The 16,688-nt window shown below is 68.8% G+C and carries 11 protein-coding genes; 5 read left to right on the plus strand and 6 right to left on the minus strand.

Going from position 1 to position 16,688, the window contains the following annotated elements; genetic code table 11:
- Positions 1–9: 9 nt before the first annotated feature.
- Positions 10–879: a methylglyoxal synthase gene (locus ACUXVE_RS03605; protein ID WP_093820268.1), complete on the minus strand. Its 870-nt coding sequence runs from the start codon at positions 877–879 to the stop codon at positions 10–12.
- A gap of 163 nt (positions 880–1,042) precedes the next feature.
- Here ACUXVE_RS03605 and ACUXVE_RS03610 point away from each other — a divergent pair, with 163 nt between their 5' ends.
- A complete protein-coding gene (locus ACUXVE_RS03610; RefSeq protein ID WP_445513845.1) occupies positions 1,043–3,466 on the plus strand; it encodes a response regulator in 2,424 nt (807 codons plus the stop codon).
- On the opposite strand, the gene ACUXVE_RS03615 is transcribed toward ACUXVE_RS03610, so the two are convergent.
- The 3 genes from ACUXVE_RS03615 to ACUXVE_RS03625 form a co-directional block, all read right to left on the minus strand.
- A complete protein-coding gene (locus ACUXVE_RS03615) occupies positions 3,452–4,897 on the minus strand; it encodes an FAD-dependent oxidoreductase (protein ID WP_445513846.1) in 1,446 nt (481 codons plus the stop codon). The genes ACUXVE_RS03610 and ACUXVE_RS03615 overlap by 15 nt on opposite strands.
- A 103-nt stretch (positions 4,898–5,000) precedes the next feature.
- Entirely contained in the window at positions 5,001–9,455 is a 4,455-nt protein-coding gene (gene gltB, locus ACUXVE_RS03620; protein ID WP_445513847.1) for a glutamate synthase large subunit, read from the minus strand.
- Between the two features lie 357 nt (positions 9,456–9,812).
- On the minus strand, positions 9,813–10,202 hold the full coding sequence (locus tag ACUXVE_RS03625) for an I78 family peptidase inhibitor (protein WP_222388027.1): 390 nt from the start codon (positions 10,200–10,202) through the stop codon (positions 9,813–9,815).
- Positions 10,203–10,318: 116 nt separating this feature from the next.
- On the opposite strand from ACUXVE_RS03625, the gene ACUXVE_RS03630 reads away from it, so the two are divergent.
- On the plus strand, positions 10,319–11,380 hold the full coding sequence (locus ACUXVE_RS03630) for a DNA topoisomerase IB (protein ID WP_132826337.1): 1,062 nt from the start codon (positions 10,319–10,321) through the stop codon (positions 11,378–11,380).
- Here the strand turns inward: ACUXVE_RS03630 and ACUXVE_RS03635 are convergent.
- A complete protein-coding gene (locus ACUXVE_RS03635; protein WP_025876040.1) occupies positions 11,368–11,712 on the minus strand; it encodes a hypothetical protein in 345 nt (114 codons plus the stop codon). The genes ACUXVE_RS03630 and ACUXVE_RS03635 overlap by 13 nt on opposite strands.
- 196 nt (positions 11,713–11,908) lie before the next feature.
- Between ACUXVE_RS03635 and ACUXVE_RS03640 the strand changes: the two genes are divergently transcribed.
- On the plus strand, positions 11,909–13,024 hold the full coding sequence (locus ACUXVE_RS03640; protein ID WP_445513848.1) for an SDR family oxidoreductase: 1,116 nt from the start codon (positions 11,909–11,911) through the stop codon (positions 13,022–13,024).
- Here the strand turns inward: ACUXVE_RS03640 and ACUXVE_RS03645 are convergent.
- On the minus strand, positions 13,021–14,079 hold the full coding sequence (locus ACUXVE_RS03645; protein WP_445513849.1) for a serine hydrolase domain-containing protein: 1,059 nt from the start codon (positions 14,077–14,079) through the stop codon (positions 13,021–13,023). The two genes, ACUXVE_RS03640 and ACUXVE_RS03645, sit on opposite strands and share 4 nt — an antisense overlap.
- A 229-nt stretch (positions 14,080–14,308) precedes the next feature.
- On the opposite strand from ACUXVE_RS03645, the gene ACUXVE_RS03650 reads away from it, so the two are divergent.
- Both ACUXVE_RS03650 and ACUXVE_RS03655 read left to right on the plus strand, forming a co-directional pair.
- Positions 14,309–14,695: a BlaI/MecI/CopY family transcriptional regulator gene (locus tag ACUXVE_RS03650; protein WP_025876036.1), complete on the plus strand. Its 387-nt coding sequence runs from the start codon at positions 14,309–14,311 to the stop codon at positions 14,693–14,695.
- Between the two features lie 3 nt (positions 14,696–14,698).
- Entirely contained in the window at positions 14,699–16,633 is a 1,935-nt protein-coding gene (locus ACUXVE_RS03655; RefSeq protein WP_222388022.1) for a M56 family metallopeptidase, read from the plus strand.
- Positions 16,634–16,688 lie beyond the last annotated feature (55 nt).

Here is a 16,688-nt window from a genome sequence, read left to right on the forward strand (position 1 = left end):
CCGCAGACCTCATCGACCCGCGCGCAAGGCCGCCGCCTCCGCCCACCGCGCCGCCACGCGCGGCGCAGTGATACACACCGCCTGATCGGTCACCGTGGTCACCGCCCGCTCCAGCAGCTGGATGTCCGCCTCGTGCTGGCGCGCCACGTGCGGATCCTCGAAGAAGATCGCGCGCTGGCAACGGCCTTCCAGCACGCGGTCGGCAATCTGCGCATCGCCACCCATCGGGCCGCTCTGGTAGCGCGTCACCCACGCCGTATCCGCTGGCCAGCCGCGGCTCCAGGCCAGCTCGTTCAAGCGCTGGCCGGTGGTACCGGTGGCGACGCGTTCGCCGAAGCGCGCCAGTACGTCGAAGTGTTCATCGGCGAAGGCGAGCATCGCCGGCTTCATCGCATCGTGCGCGATCAACGCCAGCGTCTGCTCCTCGAACGCATGCAGGTCGTCGGTGCCGGCATCGGCGGCCAAGCCCGCATGGATGCGCTCCACCTCGATCCAGTCGCGGGCGGTGGCCACGGTGGAAATGAACGGCTTGCCGTGGATCACGCACTGGCGCTTGAGCGCGGTCGCCTCGGGGAAAACCGAGGAAGGGTCGACCGGATCCATCAGATAGACCGCACCGTCCAGCGTACGCTCGGCGCCCATGCCCACCACTTCGGCCACCAGTTTCATCAAGCCGCCTTCGCGACCGTAGGGATAGCGCTGCAGGCCGTCGTAACCGGCAAGGAACCCGTTGCGCTGGATCGCGTCGTGGGTGCGGCCAACCGCACACAGTGTCACGCCCAGTTCGCGCAGCCCGGGTTCGCTGGCGCGCAGCCAGCGGAACAGTGCCGCGCGCGCGTCGTGGTGATGGAGACGGTTGGCGGCCAGGCCGATGCGCATCGAAAGCTCCGGGATCGGTAGAAGCGGCAGTGTATGTCGCTATTGGCGGTTTCGGAGGGTTTTACAAATTTCCTCATTGTTGCTGGGAAGCGCGTCGCTAGCGTGGCAGGAGGTCATACCGGGATGTGGCCATGCCCCCGCCCGCGACATGAGGATGTCCACCATGAATGTCGCTGGCCGCCTGGCCCGCATCGTCGCGTTGTCGCTGCTGTCGGCGCCGGCCTGGGCCGGGCAGTGCGAAGGCCCCATCCTGCTTGCCTATCCCGCTGACCGTGCGCCGTTGTCGTCCAGTCTGGACGGCACGCCACAGGGGCTGGCGGCCGCCTACCTGGACCTGTTGCAGGAACAGGTGCCCACGCTGCGCGCCACACCGGTCGCAGCGACGGCGCTGGCCGCTGCCGCGCTGCCTGCCGGGACCCACGCCGTGCTTGGCTGGCCACGCGCGCAGACGCCGGAAGGCTGGGTGGCCAGCGTGCCCTACCTGCAGGTGCCGCAGGTGATCGTGCGACGCCCCGATGCGCGGCCGATCATCGGCCTGGAGGGGTTGCACGGCCACGGCGTGGCCAGCCCGGACATCGTGCCACTCGCTGCCGTGCTGGAAGAGTCGAGCGCGCATGTACCGCTGCTGCAGGTGGCGGCGCTGGACAAGGCGCTGCAGCTGCTGATCAGCGGCCAGATCGATGCAGTGGTGGGCAACCTGGTGGAAGTGGAAGCGGCGCTGCGCGATCAGCCTGGCGGCGCGCTGGACGTGGCGGCGCCGGCCGGCTTCAGCGACGTACTGGTACTGGCTGCGCTACCGGCGTGCGCGCACCTGGTGGATCGCTTCAACCGACTGCAGGCAGGCATGACGGAGGAGCAGCGCCAGGCACTGCGGGCGCACTGGGTGTCGACATCCCCTCGGCGCGGTCACGTGCCGCCGGTGTCGCCCGTGCGCGGCTTGATCGCGGTGCTGCTGATGCTGCTGACAATGGGCCTGGTGCATGCCTTCGGTTACTGGCGACTGCATCGCGAGGGCCTGCGCAGGCTGGCGCTGGAGCAGCGCCTGCAGGAGGTCACCGCCAACCTGCCGGCGGTGGTGTACCAGGCGCGACGCAGCAATACCGGCCAATACAGCGTTCCCCATATTGCAGGCGATGTGCATGCCCTGTTCGGGATCAGCGTGGATACCGCGCGGGTCGACCATGGCAGCCTGCTGGCGGCGGTCCACCCGCAGGACCGCCGCTCGGTGCTGGCCTGCGTTGACGCGGCCGCGCTGGTGCGTGGACCCATCGACATCACCTTCCGTACGCGCGGCCCGAACGGCTGGCGCTGGGTACGTTCGCATGGGCGACCGATTGCCTGCAGCGACAGCGGCGTGGAATGGAGCGGATACTGGATGGATGTCACCGAAGCGCGCGCACGCACGCAGGCGCTGAACGATGCCCGGCGCAACGCCGAGCAGGATGCCGCCGCCAAGAGCCATTTCCTGGCCACCATGAGCCACGAGATCCGCACGCCGATGAGCACCATGCTGGGAATGCTGGAGCGCTTCGGCAGCGGCGCGCTGGATGCGCGCCAGCGCCAGGTACTGGCGACCATCGATGATGCCGCGCAGATGCTGCGACAGATCCTCGATGACGTGCTGCACAGCCAACGCCTGCAGTCCGGCCCACAGCCACCGCAGTGCCTGCCCACCGACCTGGCCGGGCTGCTGCGGGCGGTGCAGCGCCTGCTGGTGCCGGTGGCGGCCAGCAAGGGGCTGCATCTGCGCTGCGAGGTGGATCCTGCGCTGCAGCGTGGATCGTTGGCCGATACGCTGCGCCTGCGCCAGATCCTGTTCAACCTGGCAGGCAATGCGCTGAAGTTCACCCTGCACGGTGGGGTGGACCTGCAGGTACGTGTGCTGCAGAAGCGCGCGCACGGCCAGCAACTGCGGCTGCAGGTGACCGATACCGGCGTGGGCATCAGCCGGGAGCGCCAGCGGGCGGTATTTGCAGCCTTTACCCAGGCCGACGCCTCCACCACCCGGCGCTTCGGTGGCAGCGGCCTGGGCCTGGCGATCTGCCGGGAGCTGGCGGCATCGATGGGCGGGCAACTGCACCTGTGCAGTACGCCGGGCGTGGGCACCACGGTGTGGCTGGACCTGTACCTGCCGGCCTGCGAGGCGCCATCGGTGGAACATCGTGATGATGCGGCTGGCCTGCACGAATTGCCGCCGGTGCGGGTCCTGGTTGCCGAAGACCATCCCACCAACCTGCAGCTGCTGGTGCGGCAGCTGCGGGATCTGGGCATGAAGGTGCATGCCGCAGCCAATGGCGAGCAGGCCTGGCAGGCGTGGCAGACGCAACGGTTCGCGCTGGTCATCACCGACTGCCACATGCCGGGCATGGACGGCTTTGCCCTGGCCCGCGCGATCCGCGCCGATCCCCGTGCCGACGCGGCAAAGGTGCCGATCATCGCGTTGACTGCCAGCGTGCTCGACAGTACCCGCCAGGCCTGCCACGACGCTGGCATCGATCACTTCATCGCCAAGCCGGTCGACCGCCACGCACTGCATGCCGCTCTGGCCGCAGTGCTGGTGCCGCTCGGCCCGTCAGTGCGCCAGTAGCCGGGCGATGCTGGCGGCGGCGTCGCGGCCTTCGGCCACGGCGGTCACCACCAGGTCGGCACCGCGCACCGCGTCACCCCCGGCGAACAGGCGCGGATGGGCGGTCTGGAAGGGCAGCCTGCCCTTGCCGCCGGCGAGGATGCGGCCATTGGCCTGGCCTTCCACACCGTGCTCGGCCAGCCACGAGGGCACGCTGGGCGAGAAGCCGAACGCGATGATCACCACGTCCGCTTCCAGCAGCGACTCGCTGCCCTCGATCGGCACGGCGTTCTGGCGGCCATTGGCATCGGGCTCGCCCAACCGCGTTTCGACCACCGTCACTCCGATCACTTCGTCATCGGCGCCGGCTTCGATCGACAGCGGTTGGCGGTTGAACAGGAAGCGCACGCCCTCCTCGCGCGCGTTGGCCACTTCGCGCGCGCTGCCCGGCATGTTGGCTTCGTCGCGGCGGTAGGCGCAGGTGACCTTGGCCGCACCCAGTCGCACCGCGCTGCGCACGCAGTCCATGCCGGTGTCGCCACCGCCGAGGACCACCACGCGCTTGCCATTGAGGTCGGGCAGGGCGATCTGGTCTTCCCAGCCGGCGATCGGCCGGCCCTTCGGATCATCGCCGCCGACGATGCGGCTGTTCTGCACCAGGAACGGCAGTGCCGGCAGCACGCCCTTCAGGTCCTGGCCATCGAGGCCACCGTCGGTGTAGCGATACGCGCCGGTACCGACGAACACCGCATCGTGGATGTCCAGCAGCTGCTGCAGGCTGATGTCGCGGCCGATCTCCACGCCGAGGCGGAACTGAACGCCCATGCCTTCGAGCACGTCGCGACGCCGACGGATCACGTCCTTGTCCAGCTTGAAACTGGGGATGCCGAACTGCAGCAGGCCACCGACCTGTTCGTAACGGTCGTAGACCACTGCGGTGATGCCGGCATGCGCCAGGCGGTCGGCACAGGCCAGCCCCGCGGGGCCGGCACCGATCACCGCCACCGTGTGGCCGGTGGGCTGCACGGCGGCCATGTCCGGCCGCCAGCCGGTGGCCAGCGCGGTATCGACGATGTACTTCTCCACTGCACCGATGGTGACCGCACCAAACTCTTCCAGCGTGCAGCTGCCCTCGCACAGGCGATCCTGCGGGCACACCCGGCCGCACACTTCCGGCAACGGGTTGGTGCTGTGGCACAGCGTGGCCGCTTCGTGGATGCGGTTTTCCTGCACCAGCTGCAGCCATTGCGGAATGGCGTTGTGCACCGGGCACTTCCAGCTGCAGTACGGGTTGCCGCAGTCCAGGCAACGGCCGGCCTGGTACTGCGCATCCTCCTTGCCGAATTTTCCGTACAGCTCGCCCCAGTCACCGGAGGTGCGCAGTTCAACCGGGATGCGCTGCGGCATGGTCCGGGGCAGGTCGAGGAACTGGAAGGCGTGCTTGCGGCTCATGGCGGACTCTGTGGGTTTCCGGATGCCGGCCAGCGGCCGGCACTACAGCGGTGGGGAAGCCGGTGCGCCCAGTGCATGCGGCGCATCGCTCACGTGCGGTGTGTCACGCCGCGCGGCGCAGGGTTTCGGTCAGCGACTCGATGCTGGCGGCCTTGGGTTTGACCAGCCAGAACTTGCCGATGTAATCGCGGAACTCGTCCATGATCTGCTGCGCCCAGATGCTGCCGGTCAGTTCGCGATGACGGCCGATCAGGCGGTGCAGATGCTGGCGGTAGTTCTCGAACCCTTCGGCGGAGACGCGATGGATGTCGATCAGCTCGTGGTTGTAGCGGTCGACGAAATCGCGGTCCACGTCCAGCACGTAGGCCAGGCCACCGGTGAAGCCGGCACCGAAGTTGAGGCCGACCTTGCCCAGCACCAGCACCACGCCGTCGGTCATGTACTCACAGCAGTGATCGCCCGCGCCTTCCACTACCGCCAGTGCGCCGGAGTTGCGCACGGCGAATCGTTCACCGGCACGGCCGGCGGCGAACAGCTCGCCACCGGTTGCGCCATACAGGCAGGTGTTGCCGATGATGGCAGTGCTGCGTGCCTCGAAGCGTGCGCCACGCGGCGGGCGCACCACCAGACGGCCACCGGCCATGCCCTTGCCGACGTAGTCGTTGGCTTCACCCTCCACTTCCAGGTGCAGGCCGCCGACGTTGAAGGCGCCGAAGCTCTGCCCGGCGCTGCCGCGGAAGCGCAGTTCCAGCGGCGATTCGGCCATGCCCTGGTTGCCGTGCGCGCGCGCCACGGCGCCGGCCAGGCGGGTGCCGATGCTGCGGTCGGTGTTGTGGATCAGGAAGCGATGCTCGCCACCGCGCTTGTGTTCGATGGCCTCGGCCAGCAGGCCGTCCATCTGCGTGGCCAGGCTGTCAGGTGATTCATACAGGCGCTGTGCGGCACAGTGGCTGCCCGGGTAACTGGCGTCGGCCAGCAGCCGCGACAGGTCCACGCGCACGTCCTCGCGCGGTGACACCTGAAGCTGGCGCAGCAGGTCGGTGCGGCCGACGATTTCCTGCAGCGAACGTGCGCCCAGCACCGACAGCCAGCCGCGTACTTCCTCGGCCAGCAGGCGGAAGAAGTTCTCCACGCGCTCGGGCTGGCCGGTGAAGTGGTTCTCGCGCAGGCGTTCGTCCTGGGTGGCCACGCCGGTGGCGCAGTTGTTGAGGTGGCAGATGCGCAGGTACTTGCAGCCCAGCACGATCATCGGCGCGGTGCCGAAGCCGAAGCTGTCCGCACCCAGCAGCGCTGCCTTGACCACGTCCAGGCCGGTCTTCAGGCCGCCATCGGTCTGCAGCAGGGTGCGCCCGCGCAGGTCGTTGGCCACCAGCGCCTGGTGCGCCTCGGCGATGCCCAGTTCCCACGGCACGCCGACGTAGCGGATCGAGCTGACCGGCGAAGCACCGGTACCGCCGTCATGGCCGGAAATGGTGATCAGGTCAGCACCGGCCTTGACCACGCCCGCCGCAATCGTGCCGACGCCGGCATGGCTGACCAGCTTCACCGACACCAGCGCGGTCGGGTTGACCTGCTTGAGGTCGTAGATCAGCTGCGCCAGGTCTTCGATGGAGTAGATGTCGTGGTGCGGCGGCGGCGAGATCAGGCCGATGCCCGGCCTGGCATAGCGCAGGCGTGCGATCAGTTCATTGACCTTGTGCCCGGGCAGCTGGCCGCCTTCGCCGGGCTTGGCGCCCTGGGCAACCTTGATCTGCAGCACTTCGGCATTGACCAGGTATTCGGCGGTGACGCCGAAGCGGCCCGAGGCCACCTGCTTGATCTTGCTGCGCTTGTCGGTGCCATAGCGCGCCGGGTCTTCGCCACCTTCGCCGGAATTGCTGCGGCCGCCGAGGCGGTTCATCGCAATGGCCAGCGCTTCATGCGCCTCGGGCGAGAGCGCACCAAGGCTGATCGCGGCGGTATCGAAACGCGGGAACAGATCGCTGGCCGGTGCCACTTCGTCCAGCGGCGTCGGCGTTGCCGCCGGCACCAGCTGCAGCAGATCGCGCAGCGCCGACGGCGGGCGCGCATGCACGGCATCGCAGTACTGCTGCCACGCACGCGGGTCACCGCTGCGCGCCGCGCGCTGCAGGGTGGTCACCACGTCCGGGTTGTACATGTGGTACTCGCCGCCGTGCACGTACTTCAGCAGGCCGCCGACATCCACGCCCTGCTGCGCGTCCCAGGCCTGCGCGCACAGTTCGCGCGCGTCGGCATCCAGGCGCGCGAAGCCGGCGCCACCGATGCGCGAGGCGGTATCGGGGAAGCACAGGTCCACCACCTCCGGCTCCAGGCCGATGATCTCGAACAGCTGCGCACCGCGGTAGCTGGCCACGGTACAGATGCCCATCTTCGAGATGATCTTGGACAGGCCCTTGTAGATGCCCTTGCGGTAGCGGCGGCCGATCTGCGATTGCTCGCCGCCCTTGCTGAGCTTGAGGATGCCGCGACGGCCCAGATCGAACAGGGTCTGGTAGGCCAGGTACGGATACACCGCCGTGGCACCGAAGCCTAGCAGGCAGGCCATGTGGTGCGCGTCGCGCGCGGTGCCGGTCTCGACGATCAGGTTGACGTCGCAGCGCAGGCCCAGCCGTGACAGGTGGTGGTGGATGGCGCTGGTGGCCAGCAGCGCATGCACCATCGGCCGCCCGGCCACCGGGTAGCGGTCGGACAGCAGCAGCATCACCATGCCGTCGCGCGCAGCCTGTTCGGCTTCGACGCAGATGCGTTCGATGCCCGCACGCAGGCCCTCCTCTTCGCTGTAGGACAGGTCGAGCAGGCGGTTGGCCTGCACGTACTGGTCCATCTTCAGCAGCTGGCGCAGCTTGCGTTGGCTCAGCACCGGCGAGTTGAGGATGACGTGGTTCACGGTCTCCGGGCCGGCATGGAAGATGTTGGTCTCCTTGCCGAGCTGGGTGGACAGGGACATCGCGCAGTCTTCGCGCAGCGGGTCGATCGGCGGGTTGGTGACCTGCGCGAAGGCCTGGCGGAAATAGTCGTACAGCGGACGGCTGCGCTGGCTGAGTACGGCCATCGGCGTGTCATCGCCCATCGAGCCGGTGGCTTCCTGCTCGGTCTCGGCCAGCGGCCGCAGCACCTGTTCCACTTCCTCGCTGCTGAGCTGGTACAGCTTGTGGTAGCTGCGCAGCGTGCCTTCGTCGAACGGCTCTTCCACCAGCGACGGGTCGATCAGTTCGGTCTGCAGGTAGGTGACGCCCTGCTGCAGCCACTGCTTGTACGGTGCACGACCGCGGTTGATGCGGTCGATGGCCTCCGAATCGAGCAGGTCACCGCGCTTGAGGTCGATGGCGATCATCTCGCCGGGGCCGAGCTTGCCCTTGCGCACCACGCGCTCGGTCGGTATTTCCCAGACGCCTGCTTCGGAGGCGACCAGGAAGTGGCGATCGGCGGTCAGCATCCAGCGCGCCGGGCGCAGGCCGTTGCGGTCGAGGGTGCACACCGCGTAGCGGCTGTCGCAGGCGACGATGCCGGCCGGGCCGTCCCACGGTTCGCTGTTGAGGCCGTGGAACTCGTAGAACGCCGCCAGGTCCGGGTCCTTGAATTCCAGCGACTGCGTTGCCGGCGGCACCAGGATGCGCAGCGCCTGGATCAGCTCCATGCCGGCGGACACCATCAGTTCCAGCATGTTGTCCAGGCTCTGCGAATCGGAGCCGTGCATGGAGATGACCGGGTCGAACTCGCCGATGTCGAAACGGGGCGTCTTCCACACCTTGCTGCGCGCCTGCGCCCAGCGCCGGTTGCCTTCGATGGTGTTGATCTCGCCGTTGTGGGCGAGCATCCGGAACGGGTGCGCCAGCGGCCAGCGCGGCAGCGTATTGGTGGAGAAGCGCTGGTGGAACACGATGGCGCTGGAGGCCAGTTCGCGGCGTTGCAGGTCCGGGAAGAAGCGGCTGAGCTTGTCCGGCAGCACCATGCCCTTGTAGCTGATGGCGTTGGGGCTGAGCGTGGTGACGTAGTAGTCGGCGTGCGCGCGCAGCTGCTGTTCGCTCCGGCGGCGGGCCAGGAACAGGGCCAGGCCGAAGCCGGCGTCATCCTGGCCGACGCCGGCATCGACGAACACCTGCTCGATGCGCGGCAGGGTGTCGCGTGCCAGTTGGCCACAGACGCTGTCGTCGGTCGGTACCTCGCGCCAGCCGGCCACCTTGCAGCCGACAGCCTCGATCTGCTGCTGCAGCTGCGTGCGGCAGGCCTGTGCGGCGTCGGCATCGTGCGGCAGGAACACCAGGCCCGCAGTGAAGCGCGTGCCGACGGCGATGCCGGCTTCACTGGCCAGCAGTTTCAGGAAGGCATCGGGGCGGCGCAGCAACAGGCCGCAACCATCGCCGGTGAGGCCATCGGCGGCGACACCACCACGGTGGGTCATGCGCGAGAGCGCTGCGATGGCGGTATCCACCAGCAGGCGCGAAGGCTGGTCGTCGAGCTGGGCGACCATGCCAAATCCACAGGCATCGCGCTCGGAGCGCGGGTCGTAAAGCCCTTGGCGGTTGCGGGGGGCCATCTCTACCTCGATGCAGATTGAAATGAACGGGGACACCCCTGCCCGCTCTGCAGAGCACGCCCTGGACGTCATGGTGGAGTGTGCCGCGCATGGCGCGGCCCGTCGGGAAGCCGCTTGGCGCACGCCCATGCGGCGTTGCTCACCTTGCGCAGGCACTCGCCTGCGCGGCGGCGCGCGCCTTGTCTGGCCGCACGCCAAGTGTCTTCACACTCACCCTGACGCACACGCCGTGCTCTTCCTGGAGCGCATCATGAGGCCACCGGATGCCTCGACTAGATCACAGGTTGCTGCAACGCCGCAATACACGGTTGCAGGCGCAACCAAAGCGCCGGCAAACGCTTGCCGGCGCAGGCTTGCTCAGCCGCAGCGGACGCCGCTTACCACGTCCTTTGCGTCCACTTCGATGTTCAGGCGGTCACCCAGGAACTCCATCGTGGTGACGTCATTGGGGTGCAGCACGCGCAGCTGCTTGGCTGCGGCATCATCCTGGGCCTGCTTGCCGAGCGTTTCGGTATAGGGCTGGCCGACCAGGCTCTGCACCTGGCTGGCGTCGCAGTTGCCGACCGGCGGTGCTTCGGTGGCCTTGCCGGCTTCGTCGGCCGGCGCCTTGGCGGCCTCGGCGGCCTGCTGTGCGTGGGCGGTGGCCGAATCCTGCTCATCCAGCGACGGCGCCTGGCAGGCGGTCAGGGCCAGCACGGCCGGCAGCAGCAGGGCGGAGAGGGAACGGGCGCGGATCGGGAACGACATCATGACTCCGTAATGGAAGGGACGGTGAAAGGCCGAGCATAGCGGCGAACCCGCCCTCACGTGTTTGTCTTGCGTTATTGACGTGGCCACGCCGCGCCGATCGGCAGACTGCAGGCATGCCAGCGACCCCCACACCCGAACGCCAGGCCGCGCGCGCCGCCGGCCTGCGCTACGTCGATGACACCCAGCCTGGCATCAGCCGGCGACGCGCAGGCAAGGGCTTTGCCTATCGCGATGCCGATGGCCATGCCGTGCGCGATGCCGCCACCCTGCAGCGCATCCGCGCGCTGGCCATTCCACCGGCCTATACCGCCGTGTGGATCTGTGCCCGCGCCGATGGCCACCTGCAGGCCACCGGCCGCGACGCGCGCGGGCGCAAGCAGTACCGCTACCACGCCGACTGGGCTGCCGTTCGCGACGCCGGCAAGTTCGACCGCACCATCGCCTTCGGCCAGGCGTTGCCAGCGCTGCGGCGGCGCCTGGGCCGCGACCTCAAGCGCAGCGGGTTCCCGCGCGAGAAGGTGCTGGCGGTTGTGGTCGCGCTGCTGGCCGACACGCTGGTGCGGGTGGGCAATGAAACCTATGCGCAGGAGAACAAGTCATACGGCCTGACAACGTTGCGCAACCGTCACTTGGACCTGCTTCGGGGTGGCCGGGTGCGCATGCGCTTCCGCGGCAAGTCCGGGCAGTTGCAGGAGGTGGTGGTCGGTGACCGTCGGCTGGGCGCGCTGGTGCGCAGCGTGCAGCAGCTGCCGGGTCAGGCCCTGTTCCAGTACCGCGACGACGCGGGCGAGGTGCAGCCGGTGGATTCGGGCGCGGTGAACGACTACCTGCGCGAGGTGATGGGCGAGGACTTCACCGCCAAGGACTTCCGCACCTGGGGCGGCACGATGGCGGCGGTGCAGGCCTTCGCCGCCACCGAGCTGCCCGAGCCGGCCAGCCAACGCGCGTTGGCCAAGGCGCAACGCGAGGTGGTGTGCCAGGTGGCTGCGCGCTTGGGTAATACGCCAGCGGTATGCCGCAAGGCCTACATCGATCCCTGCGTGTTTGCCGGTTGGGAACGCGGCGAGCTGACCGCACTGGCGGGCCTGCGCGGCCCGCGGCAGTGGGAACAGGCGACACTGAAGGTGCTGCGCCGGGCCCGGCGGCTCAGCCGCAAGGCAGGTCAGCCGCAGTAGATGGCGGTGATGTTGTTGGTGCGGCCAGTTTCGATGGTCAGGCGATCCCCGCCTTCCGTGGCTGCGCCGGCGGCCGGATCGGCAGCACCGCTGGCGGTGTTGCCGCTGCGCTCGCGGCTGCCGCGGGTTACCTGCACGTGCAGGCTGTCGCTGTCCACGCGCGCACGTTCGATGGTCATGCCCGAAGCGGCGAGGCCGACCGCGCCGCGCACCTTGTCGGTGTGGCACTGGCCTGAAATCACCCCATCGATCGGCTGGACCTGGGCGACCGGGCTGCTGCTGCAGGCGGCGAGAGCGAAGCAGACGGCGGCGGTGGCAATGGCATGTTTCATGGGGGACGTTCCTCGTGTTGTGGCCTGCAGGGTGCGACGACACGCGTGGTGGCGGAATGAATGCCGTGCACGCGATGGACACAGTGCGCTCACTGCCGCCAACAGCCTGCGTGGAGACACTGCACGAGCGGCGCACGCCGCCCCCGGTAGTGCCGGCCGCTGGCCGGCAGCCCCTTTCCCTCCCGAGGAGACCTGCATGGCCACCACCAAGAAGACCCCCGCCCGCCGCAAGGCATCGCCGAAGGTACGCAAAGGCACCCAGGCAGCGCCCGCCGCCGCCGAAGCCACCACGTCCGATCGCCCGCGCGTGGTGAAGACCGCCACCCGCAAGGCCGCCGCCGCTGATCCGCGCGCGGCGCGCGTCGCCGCGCGGCAGCGACGGCTGCAGGACCAGGAAAAAGCGAAGGATGTACGCGCGGCAAAGAAGGCGACAAAGAAGACCGCCACCCAGGCTGGCCCACGCCGTCAGCCGGAGAAGATGCCGGCGCAACATCTGGCCAAGCCCGGCCATGAGCATGCACTGGAGCTGGCCCCGCGCTTCCTCGCGCCGGTTTACGTCGGCAGCGGCAAGCTGCAGGGCATGCGGGCCATCGTCACCGGTGGTGATTCCGGCATCGGCCGTGCGGTGGCGGTGCTGTTCGCCCGCGAAGGCGCCGACGTTGCCGTGCTGCATCTGGATGAAGCCAAGGACGCCGAGCTGACGCGTCAGCACGTGGAAAAAGAGGGCGGCCGCTGCGTGGTGATCGCCGGCAACGTGCGCGACCCGCGCTTCTGCGACAAGGCCGTCAAGCAGGTGGCCAAGGCGTTTGGTGGCATCGACATCCTGGTCAACAATGCGGCGTTCCAGCTGCACTGCGAGCGCCTGGAAGACCTGGAAGATGCGCACCTGCAGGAAACCCTGCAGACCAACATCGGCGGCTATATCCAGATGGCACGCGCAGTGCTGCCACACCTGGGCGAAGGCGCCAGCATCATCAACACCGGCTCGGAAACCGGCCTGTTCGGCAGCAAGGCACTGATCGATTACTCGGCCACCAAGGGCGCGATCCATGCGTTCACCAAGGCGCTGGCCAGCCAGTTGCTGCCGCGCGGCATCCGGGTCAACTGCGTGGCGCCGGGCCCGGTGTGGACGCCGTTGAATCCGGCCGACAAGCAGGCCAAGGACGTGGCCGAGTTCGGCAAGGACAGTGACATGGGCCGGCCGGCACAGCCCGAAGAACTGTCGCCGGCCTATGTGTTCCTGGCCTCGCCGGCCTGCGCCAGCTACATCAGCGGGGTGATCCTGCCGGTGATGGGCGGGCCGCGCGGCTAGCGCGCGGCGGAGTAGAAGCCGGCGATGCGCGGTATGAACTGCTGCGGATTGGCGCCGACCAGGTTGGTCAGCACGACAACGGCGAGGCCGCGCTCGGGATAGACGATGAAGGCCGAGCGCGCACCGCCCATGCCGCCCACCTGCAGGTCGGGTGCGGTGTTGAACACCGGCCAGCCTGCGGCCCAGTCACCGGCGCTGCCGTCGTTGAGGCGCTCGGCCGTCCACATCTGCTGCACCGCACGCTGCTCCAGCAGGCGTCCCTCCTGCAACGCAGCCAACCAGCGCGCGGTGTCATCGGCCGTGGTGAGGATGCCGCCGCCGGCCCACAGGCTGGGCGGCATGTCGTAGAACCAGTGCGACAGGCGTGGCGTCGCATCCTTTGCATCGGTGGCGCGTGGCAGGTAGCTGTACATCGTCGCCGCATCCGGGATCAGGTCGTAGCTGTCGCCGAACGTGGTGCGTGCCATGCGCGCGGTGGAGAACTGGCTGGTGGCCAGGAAGCGTTCGTAGGGCATGCCGGATTGCCGCGCGATGATCCGCGCCAGCAGCAGGTAGTTGGTCTGGTTGTACTGGAAGCGATCGCCGGCCCTGGCCTCTGCCGGCAGCGCGCGGACCGCCTGCCATGCATCCTGTTCCGAGCCACTGCCCAGCAATCCCTCTGCATCGAGGATGTCGGGCAGGCCGGAGGTGTGGGCGAGCAGCTGGCGCACCCGCACCGCCCGCCAGCTTTCGGGCAGGTCGTCGAGATAGCGCGCGATGGGTGCGTCCAGATCCACCCGCCCGTCCTGTGCCAGCTGCGCCAGAGCGACGCCGGTGAAGGATTTGGTGGCCGAGTTGAGCGGGAACCGGGTGTTGCGGGTGGCGACCACGCCGTTCTCGACGTTGGCCAGCCCATAGGTTTCCGACAGCACCACCTGACCATCCTTGACCACCGCGACCTGCAGGCCCGGGATGCGCTGTTCCTGCATGGTCTGGCGGATGAAACGGCGGGTCTGGTCGTTGGCCTGGTCCTGGCTGGCGGAGACGGCGGCGAAGGGCAGCAGGCTGATGATCATGAGCAGGGTTCGTAGCGTCTGGCGAGGCATGCGGGTTCCCGGAGGTCGGAAAGATCGGCGGCGATGACGGCTGCCGCAGGCGACAGGCCATGGGTCGGATGCGCGCCTGGCGGAAAAGGTTTAAGCCGGCTGCGCGCCCTACCGTTCGTCGGCCCATGACTTCCGGGGGGTTGACTACAGGTGTCGTCATGGCAACAGTAGCGACACGTGTAGTCAAGGGAGTGTTGTCATGCGTGGCAAGACCATCGGGGACCAGGAACTGGCCCTGCTGCAGTATGTGGATGAGCAGGCACCGGCCAGCGTCGGCGAGGTCGCCAGCGGCTATGGCGAACCGCGCGGACTGGCCCGGTCCACCGTGTTGACGATGATGGAGCGCCTGCGCGCCAAGGGTTACCTGCAGCGCAGGCAGCAGCAGGGTGTCTACCGTTACCAGCCCACCCGTGGCCCGGAGAGCGTGCTGCAGGGCGCCGTTGCCCAGTTCGTCGACAACACGCTGCAGGGCTCGGTGTCGCCATTCGTGGCGTACCTGTCGCAGCGGCAGAAGGTCAGCGACAACGAACTGGCCGAACTGGAAGCGCTGGTGGCCGAACTGCAATCGCGTCGCCAGGAGGACTGAGCCATGGATACCTCGATGTTGATTCCGATGCTGGAACGGCTGGGCTGGACGAGCCTGCAGACCGTGCTGCTGGTGGCACTGGTGTACCTGCTGTGCCGCACGCTGCCAGCACTGTCGGCGGCCACCCGCTGCCGGTTGTGGTGGCTGGTGTCGCTGCAGGCGGTGGTCGGTCTGTTGTGGAGCCAACCGCTGCAGCTGGCCTGGTTGCCCGCACCCGATGCGGTGGCCATGACGACCGTGGATCTTGCTGCGGATGCGGTGTATCCGCTGGCACCGGAGGCCGCCGCGCAACTGCTGGCGAACGTGCCGATGAGCGATGCCGGCAGCGCGCAGGTGGCCTGGTGGGCAGTGACCCTGGCCGCGCTGTGGATGTCCGGCGTACTGCTGATGGCGCTGCGGACCTTTGGCGAATGGCGCCGGTGCCGTGCGCTGCTGGCCGCGTCGTATCCGTGCGAGGACCAGGCGCTGGTGCAGGCACTGCAGCTGGCTTCGGATGCGCATGGCCTGCGCCGCGCGCCACGCCTGTGGATGAGCGACCAGGTGGACGCGCCGCAGCTGGTCGGGCCGTTCCGTCCGGTGCTGCTGCTGCCGGCGGGCATGAACGCGCTGCAGGGCGATGCGCTGGACCTGGCACTGACCCACGAGCTGCAACACCTGCAGCGTCGTGACCTGCAGTGGGGGCTGCTGCCTGCCCTGGCCCAGCACCTGTTCTTCTTCCATCCGCTGCTGCGCCTGGCCGTGCGCGAATACGCCCAGGCCCGCGAGGAAGCCGTGGATGCGGCGGTGGTCGGCCAGCACGGTGCCAGCCGCCATGCCTATGGACGGTTGCTGCTGCAGCTGGGTGTGGCGCCGCAGCCACACCTCGGCGTGGCCAGCGCAGCGCCCAGCACCACCAGCCTCAAGCGCCGCCTGCTGTCGCTGCAGTCGCACCGGGCGTGCCCACGCCTGCTGGCCGTCGGCTTGACGCTGGTTGTATTGGCCGTGGGTGTGGCGCCGATGCGGCTGGTGGCCGCCCCGGTCCCGCCTGCACCGCCGGCACCGCCGCGCGCTGTGCCCGCGCCGCCGCCGCCGCCCGCAGCACCCCCAGCACCGGCAGCGCCGCCTGCCGCAGCAGTACCGGCAGAGCCGGCCGACTGGGCCGAGCCGGCAGAGCCTGAGGAGCCTGCCGACGTCAATGAAGACGAGGAGCAGGACGCAGGCACCCATGCGCACTCGCAGACCACCATCGTCACCCATGGCCAGCTGGATCTGGGTACGCCGCCACAGCAGGCCTTCGTCCTCGTCGATCACGGCCAGGCGTTCGCCAATGCCGGCATGGACGATGTGATGCAGGCGCGCAGCCGGCTTGGTGACGGCCCGGCACTGTGGTTCCGCCAGGGCGACAAGCGCTACGTGGTGCGCGATCCGATGCTGATCCAGTCGTTGCAGCGTGCCTATGCCGGCGCCGTCGACCTGAGCCGCCAGCAGAGTGAACTGGGGCGCCAGCAGAGCGTGCTGGGGCGGCAGCAGGGGCAGCTCGGTCGTGAACAGGGTGAGCTGGGCAGGCTGCAGAGTGAAGAGGCGCGTGAGATCGCTCTCGCCGCCGCACGGGCCGCACGCAGTGCGATCAACGATCGCGACATCAACCGCGAAGCGGCAGCCGAAGCGGCGCGGGCCACACGCAGCGCGGTGGATGATGCGGCGATTGCACGCAAGGCTGCGGCCGAAGCACAGCGCGCGTCACAGGTGGCCCGCAACCAGGCGCTGCAGTCCGAACGCAGCCGCGAGATGAGCCGTCTCGCCAGCCAGCAGGCTGCGCTGGGAAGCCAGCAGGCCGTGCTGGGCAGCCAACAGGCGGCATTGGGTGAACGCCAGGCGCGGCTGCAGGCGCAGGCAGCGAAGCAGGCGCAGCAGGTCATCGCGCGTGCGCTGGCCAGCGGCAAGGCCGAGCGGCTCTGACAGAGCGGAGCGCCGGGCCATGCCCGGCGCCCGCAGCGGCGCGTATGCGAATGGA

Source organism: Stenotrophomonas sp. 3(2025), assembly GCF_052665395.1.